The sequence below is a fragment of the Streptomyces sp. NPDC110618 genome (genome assembly GCF_055657065.1).
Genome location: NZ_JBVKBN010000015.1, coordinates 199,118 through 205,381, shown reverse-complemented (window position 1 = coordinate 205,381; position 6,264 = coordinate 199,118). Strand labels below are relative to the sequence as shown.

Here is a 6,264-nt window from a genome sequence, read left to right as displayed (position 1 = left end):
GCGTCAACGTCATCTGGGCTCTGATTCGTGACCGGCGGTGCTACGAAGTGACACCGCCGGTGACTGCGGCAGCTTGACAACAGCATTAGGAAGCGACGACCGGTACCGCCAGTTCCTCCTCGGCTCCGTCCTCGGACGAGGCCACCGGGGTGCTGCCCGGCTTGCCGGCGTTGACGAAGGTGAAGGCGATCAGCGCGGCGGCGGCCAGGATGCCGACGGCCGCCCAGATCGCGGTGGTGTAGCCCTGGACCATGCCCTCCAGCTGGACCAGCTGCTGCTGGGACCGGCTCGTGGCACCGCCGATGTGGTCGGCGACGTAGGAGGTGGTGGCGGAGGCGGCGATGGTGTTCAGCAGCGCCGTACCGATCGCGCCGCCCACCTGCTGCGAGGTGTTGACCATCGCGGAGGCGACACCGGAGTCCTGCGGCTTGACGCCCATGGTGGCCAGGGACATGGCCGGCATGAACGCCGTACCCATACCGAGGCCGAGCAGCAGCATCGCCGGCAGCAGCAGGGCCGCGTAGGAGGAGTCGACCTCCAGCTGGGTCAGCAGCAGCATGCCGACCGCGGCGACCAGGAAGCCGGGGCCCATCAGCAGGCGCGGGGCGACCCGGGTCATCAGGCGGGTGCCGATCTGGGTCGAGCCCGTGATCATGCCGACGATCATCGGCAGGAACGCGAAGCCGGTCTTGACCGGAGAGTAGCCCTGGACGATCTGGAGGTAGTAGGTCAGGAACAGGAACAGACCGAACATGCCGATGATGGCGAGGCCCAGCGAGAGGTAGATCCCGCCGCGGTTGCGGTCGGTGACCACGCGCAGCGGCAGCAGCGGGGCCTTCACCTTGGACTCGGTGACGACGAACGCGAGCAGCAGGACCGCGGAGGCCACGAACATGCCGATCGTCACGCTGTCGCCCCAGCCTTCGGACTCGGCGCGGGTGAAGCCGTAGACCAGCGCGACCAGGCCCAGGGTGGAGAGCAGGACGCCCGGGATGTCGAGCGGGTTGCGGTTGCGGCTGCCCTCGGGCTCACGGATGACGAACCAGGCACCGGCCGCGGCGATCACGGCGAACGGGATGTTCACGAAGAACGTCCAGCGCCAGTCCAGGTACTCGGTGAGGAAGCCGCCGAGGATCAGACCGACGGCACCGCCGGCACCGGCGATGGCGCCGTAGATGCCGAACGCCTTGGCGCGCTCCTTGGCGTCCGTGAACATCACGGCGAGCAGGGAGAGCGCGGCGGGCGCGAGCAGGGCACCGAAGGCGCCCTGGAGGGCGCGGGCACCGAACATCATGGCCTCGTTGGTGGCGGCGCCGCCGAGCGCGGAGGCCGCGGCGAAACCGCCGAGACCGACGACGAAGGCGCGCTTGCGTCCCCAGAGGTCGGCGATACGGCCGCCGAAGAGCAGCAGACCGCCGAAGGCGAGGGCGTAGGCCGTGACGACCCACTGCCGGTTGCCGTCGGAGATGCCGAGGTCCTGCTGGGCGGAGGGCAGCGCGATATTCACGATAGTGGCGTCGAGGACCACCATCAGCTGAGCGAGCGCGATGAAGACGAGCGCTTTCCAGCGGTTGGCATCGGGCTCTGACGCGCGGGCGGACGGAGCCTTGGCGGCTGTTTCAGACATGGGGGTACCCACTTCGGGACTTCGTGACGGAAAAAACGTGAGTAAGGGTGTGCGAATCGGAACCTGGGACCCGCGACTTGGGAATCGGGACCCGGTCAACGCCCACTACGTCGGGGGCGGCGAGGCTTGGTCAGGACTCAGGCTTGGCGGAGGTCCTCCAAGGTCACGGGCGTGCCCGGCAGTTCGGAGCGGGCCGGGGCCCGTAGTCCGTCCAGGAAAAGCTGGAGATGGCGGTGGACGAAGCGATCGGCGCTGAGGCAGTCGGCACCGGCCGGGGGCCGGCTGAGCTGGGCACAGGCGATCATCAGGTCGCCGACACCGACGTCCGTACGGAGCTGTCCGGCCGCCTTGGCCCGCTCCATCACCACCGCGATCATCTCCTCGGTCCGCTCACGGGCCGCCTCCAGATCGGGGTGGTTCTGGTCGAAGGTGCTGGAGATCATCGGGCACAGGGCACTGATCCGCTCGTCGGCGGCGGTGTGCACAAAGCGCTCCAGCGCCTCGAAGGCGTCGTCGTTCTCGGCGAGCGCGGCCTCGGCGGCGGCCACCGTACGGTCCAGGACGGTGCAGACGACCTCGCGTACGAGCGCGTCGCGGTCCGGGAAGTTCCGGTACACCGTGGCGTTGCCGACGCCGGCCCGGCGGGCGATCTCGTCGAGCGGCACGTCCGGGCCGTGCTCGACGAACATGTCGCGGGCGGCGGTGACGATCCGCTCCCGGTTGCGCTGGGCGTCGGCGCGCGGCCGGGTCACCTTGCGCTGCACGGGGAGGGCGGTCTGCACGGTGGGCTCCTTCGGTGGCTGCCGGCTTGAAGCTGCCGGCTTGAGGCTTCCGGGTTCTGGCTCTGTGGGTGCGATCCGGGGATCCAGTCCCCGTTTCGCGCGAACACTGGTCTAAACGGGGAAGGGGTCCCCGGTTATTTCCCGCCATCGAAGAAGTTTCCTGTGACCTGAGTCACACGCCTTCGGGGTGCCACGTTCGGGCTCATCCAGCGCGCGCCCGCGCCCCCTCCGACCGAGGGTGATCGCAAGGGTGCAGCCGGACCGGCGGCTGCCGCGGACGAAGGGCCCCTGCATGCAGCCGTCCACCCGTCGGATACGCCCCCGCCGCGCCGCCGCCCTCGCCTCCGTCACCGCGCTGACCCTGGCGGTCAGCACCTCGGCGGGCTCCGGACACCTCTCGGCGCGCGGCACGCCGGCGAAGGCGGGCCCGACCTCGGTGGCCCGCACCGCGGCACTGGGCCCCTGCATGATCACCGGCGGCCCGTCGGTGCAGATGTCGGAGGGCGTACCGACGACCGGCGGCTACTCCCGCTCCACGGGCACGGTCCGCGCCCTCACCCTGATGATCGACTTCTCCGACGCCCGCGGCCAGGGCCGTGCCCAGGACCGCTTCCGGGAGTTCTTCCCGCAGACCCAGGAGTGGTTCCGCACCGCCTCCTACGGCCGCCTCGACTACCGCACGGAAACCCCGGTCCCCGGCTGGCTGCGCATGCCGAAGCCGTTCGAGGAGTACGGCATAGAGCGCGGCGCCCCCTTCGACCCCGGCTACCGCGAACTCGTCCAGGACATCGTCGCCGCCGCCGACCCGAAGGTGGACTTCCGCCGCTACGACTTCCTGAACGTCCTGGTGACCCCCAACGCCGGCCCCTCCGCCCTGGACACGGTCCTGTCCGTCACCTTCGCCGGCAACACCGAGGCCCCGGTGGCCGACGGCGTCCCCGTCGCCAACGCCTCCTTCGTCTACTCCCGCCAGGACGACGGCTCCGGCACCTACGACCGCACCGGCTACCGCGTCCTCCCGCACGAGAACGGCCACGTCTTCGGCCTCCCCGACCTCTACACCCAGGAGGGCGGAGGCGCGGTGGGCCACTGGGACATCATGAGCGAGGACTGGGGCGCCAACAACGACCTGCTCGCCTGGCACAAGTGGAAGCTGGGCTGGCTGGACCCGTCCCAGATCCACTGTGCGACGCGGTCCGGTACGACGGAGTTCGTCCTGACCCCGCTGGCCCGCCGCGGCGGCCCCAAACTGATCTTCGTCCCGCTCGACGGCCGTACCGGCTACGCCCTGGAACTGCGCACCCGCGAGGGCAACGACGAGGCGGTCTGCCGCCCGGGCGTGCTGATCTACCGGGTCGACGCCGACGTCGACACCGGCCAGGGCCCGGTCCGCGTCTACGACAGCCTCCGCGACAGCGGCGGCTGCACCCGCAGCCCGAACGTCCACGCGGAACTCTCCGACGCCCCCTTCGCCCCCGGGGAGTCCTTCCGGGACCCGCACCGGGGGATCAGGATCAGCGTGGGGGCGGAGCTGTCCGGGGACCATGTGGTGCGGGTGACGCGGGGCCAGGGGTAGGCGGGCGGCGGTGCGCCGCGGTCGGCCCGGCACGAGGGGTGGACGCGGCGGCACTACGGTAGCCGTGCCGAGACCGCCGTACCGGAGAGCCGATGCCCGCACAGACCACGCCGCCCGCGCCCGCCGTACCGGACGAGGCCGTGGCGCCGCTGATCCGCGGGGTCTCGGTACTCCGGGAACTGACGGAGGCGGGTGGGCGGATGAGTTCCAGCGGCCTGGAACGCGCCACCGGCCTGGCCCGTTCCACGGTCGACCGCATCACGTCCACGCTCGCGCGCATGGGGTACGTCCGCCTGGACGGCCGGGACGCGGTACTCACCCCGCACCTGATGGAGTTGGGCAACGCCTACCTGGCGGCCCTGCGTCTGCCGGCCCTCCTCTCCGCCGAGGCGGACGCCCTGGCGGACGAGTTGGACGAGTCGGTCTCCCTGGCGGTCCCGGACGGCGACGGCATCCGTTTCATCCACCAGGCGACGCGCCGCAGGGCGATGTCCCTCAGCTTCCGCATCGGCGACCTCCTCCCGGCCGAACGCACCGCCCCCGGCCCGCTGTTCGCGCTGGAATGGAGCGAGGAGCAGTGGAGGGCGTGGCGGGAGCGGAGGGCGAGGGACCCGGAGGACAGGGCGTACCCGGCCGTACCGCCGAGGCGTGAACCGCGGAACGTGGAAGCGGAGTTCGAGGAGCGGGTGACGGAAGCCCGGTCGGCGGACTGGTCCCTGGACGACCAGTTGATCGAACCGGGCCTGGTGGCCCTCTCGGTACCGATCCGAGCCCCCGGCACCCGTCACATCGCCTGCGTGGCAAGCGTGGTGAGCCACACGAGCCGCCACACGGCGGAGGACTTGCGCGATTCCCTGCTCCCCCGCCTGCGGAAGGCCGCGTCCACGATGGAACGCCGCCTGCGGGAGGCCCCTCCCCCGCCCGCGTCCCCGCCCCCCTCGGCCCTGGCGGCCTGGACGGGTGAGTCGAAGCAGGAACTGGGCCGCGACTTCGTCGAGTCCCTGGCCCGCGGCCTGACGGTCCTGACGGCGTTCGACGAGGGCAGGGCGGAGCTGACGCTGACGGAGGTGTCCCGGGCGACGGGCCTGGCGCGGGCGACGGCACGCAGGGCGCTGATCACCTACGAGCACCTGGGCCTCGTACACCGCCCGAACGACCGCAAGTACGCACTGACCCCCGGGGTCCTGTCCCTGGGCTTCCCGCCCCTGTCCCGGACGACGCTCCCGGCTCTGGCCCGCCCCCACCTGGAGGGTCTGGCATCCCAGGTCCAGGAGTCGGCGTCGCTGGCGGTCCTGACCCCGACCGGCAGGGAGATCCACTACACGGCGACGATCACGGCCCCCGGCGTGATGAGCGTGCGCATCCCGCCCGGCACCCACGCCCCGGCCCCCGGAACGGCCCTGGGCCGGGCCCTCCTGGGCCGGGCGCCCCACACCCTCCTGGACGAGGAGCTGGAACAGGGCGTACGCACCCTGGCGGTCCCGATCCACGACCGGACCGGCCGGGCGGTGGCCGCGGCGGGCCTCTCCTTCCACACCGCCCGCCACACCCCGCGGGACTGCACGACCCACCTCCTCCCGCCCCTGCTCACAGCGGCGGACGGCATCGAATCCGACCTCCTGACCGCCACCCGCTTCACCCACGTCCCCACGACCTGACCTCGCCCCCACCGAATCCGGTACGCTGACGCCTGTGACCTCACCGGTCACCGTCCGCCTTCGTAGCTCAGGGGATAGAGCACCGCTCTCCTAAAGCGGGTGTCGCAGGTTCGAATCCTGCCGGGGGCACAGCAAAGCACCAGGTCAGGAGCCCTTCCGTCCAGCGGACGGGAGGGCTCCTGCGCTTGCAGCACACATATGGCACACATGCCATGCGCGCGGACGGTGGGGAGCTGGCAGGATGCCCGTCAAGGATGATCTGGCCCGGCGCCGGCACGAGAAGTTGATCGACCGCCTTGAGTCGCTGATGCGGGCCGCGCTCAAGCCCGAGTACCAGGGCTACTACGGGCATCTGATCCTGAGCAGCGACGATCTCGCGGAGATGGGCGAGCTCAAGGACGTCCGGCGTGCCGCTCGGGAGGCGGGGCGTCGTCTCGGCTGGAAGGCGACCACCCAGCTCGTCGGTGGCCGGCTCTTTGTGCTCGACGAGCGGGAGGTTCCCGAGGAGATCGAGCAGCTGGCTGGAGACACGGCCGCTGCAGCGATTGACGGGGCCTGGCAGGAAGGCCGCCGACCGCGCGGCATCTGATCCGAGGGAGCGGCGAGGGGCCGCCCCACCGC

At 71.3% G+C, this 6,264-nt stretch carries 5 protein-coding genes and 1 tRNA gene; 4 read left to right on the top strand and 2 right to left on the bottom strand.

What is annotated here, in order from left to right:
- Nucleotides 1-85: 85 nt before the first annotated feature.
- The gene (locus ACZ7L7_RS25190) at nucleotides 86-1,627 is read right to left on the bottom strand and encodes an MFS transporter (protein ID WP_285516166.1); all 1,542 of its coding nucleotides are present in this window, start codon (nucleotides 1,625-1,627) and stop codon (nucleotides 86-88) included.
- Between the two features lie 137 nt (nucleotides 1,628-1,764).
- Entirely contained in the window at nucleotides 1,765-2,409 is a 645-nt protein-coding gene (locus ACZ7L7_RS25185) for a TetR/AcrR family transcriptional regulator (RefSeq protein ID WP_285516165.1), read from the bottom strand.
- Between the two features lie 292 nt (nucleotides 2,410-2,701).
- Between ACZ7L7_RS25185 and ACZ7L7_RS25180 the strand changes: the two genes are divergently transcribed.
- The 4 genes from ACZ7L7_RS25180 to ACZ7L7_RS25165 all read left to right on the top strand — a co-directional run bounded on the left by ACZ7L7_RS25180 (nucleotide 2,702) and on the right by ACZ7L7_RS25165 (nucleotide 6,232).
- A complete protein-coding gene (locus ACZ7L7_RS25180) occupies nucleotides 2,702-3,985 on the top strand; it encodes a M6 family metalloprotease domain-containing protein (RefSeq protein WP_472077227.1) in 1,284 nt (427 codons plus the stop codon).
- Between the two features lie 92 nt (nucleotides 3,986-4,077).
- The gene (locus ACZ7L7_RS25175; RefSeq protein ID WP_472077225.1) at nucleotides 4,078-5,643 is read left to right on the top strand and encodes an IclR family transcriptional regulator domain-containing protein; all 1,566 of its coding nucleotides are present in this window, start codon (nucleotides 4,078-4,080) and stop codon (nucleotides 5,641-5,643) included.
- 56 nt (nucleotides 5,644-5,699) lie between these two features.
- Nucleotides 5,700-5,772 (top strand) — tRNA-Arg (locus ACZ7L7_RS25170).
- Nucleotides 5,773-5,884: 112 nt separating this feature from the next.
- Entirely contained in the window at nucleotides 5,885-6,232 is a 348-nt protein-coding gene (locus ACZ7L7_RS25165; RefSeq protein ID WP_085571756.1) for a hypothetical protein, read from the top strand.
- Nucleotides 6,233-6,264 lie beyond the last annotated feature (32 nt).

What these genes read in the sequence shown, in the direction of transcription:
- ACZ7L7_RS25190 (WP_285516166.1), bottom strand. Translation starts at nt 1,627, where the DNA reads ATGTCTGAAACAGCCGCCAAGGCTCCGTCCGCCCGCGCGTCAGAGCCC.
- ACZ7L7_RS25180 (WP_472077227.1), top strand. Translation starts at nt 2,702, where the DNA reads ATGCAGCCGTCCACCCGTCGGATACGCCCCCGCCGCGCCGCCGCCCTC.
- ACZ7L7_RS25175 (WP_472077225.1), top strand. Translation starts at nt 4,078, where the DNA reads ATGCCCGCACAGACCACGCCGCCCGCGCCCGCCGTACCGGACGAGGCC.
- ACZ7L7_RS25165 (WP_085571756.1), top strand. Translation starts at nt 5,885, where the DNA reads ATGCCCGTCAAGGATGATCTGGCCCGGCGCCGGCACGAGAAGTTGATC.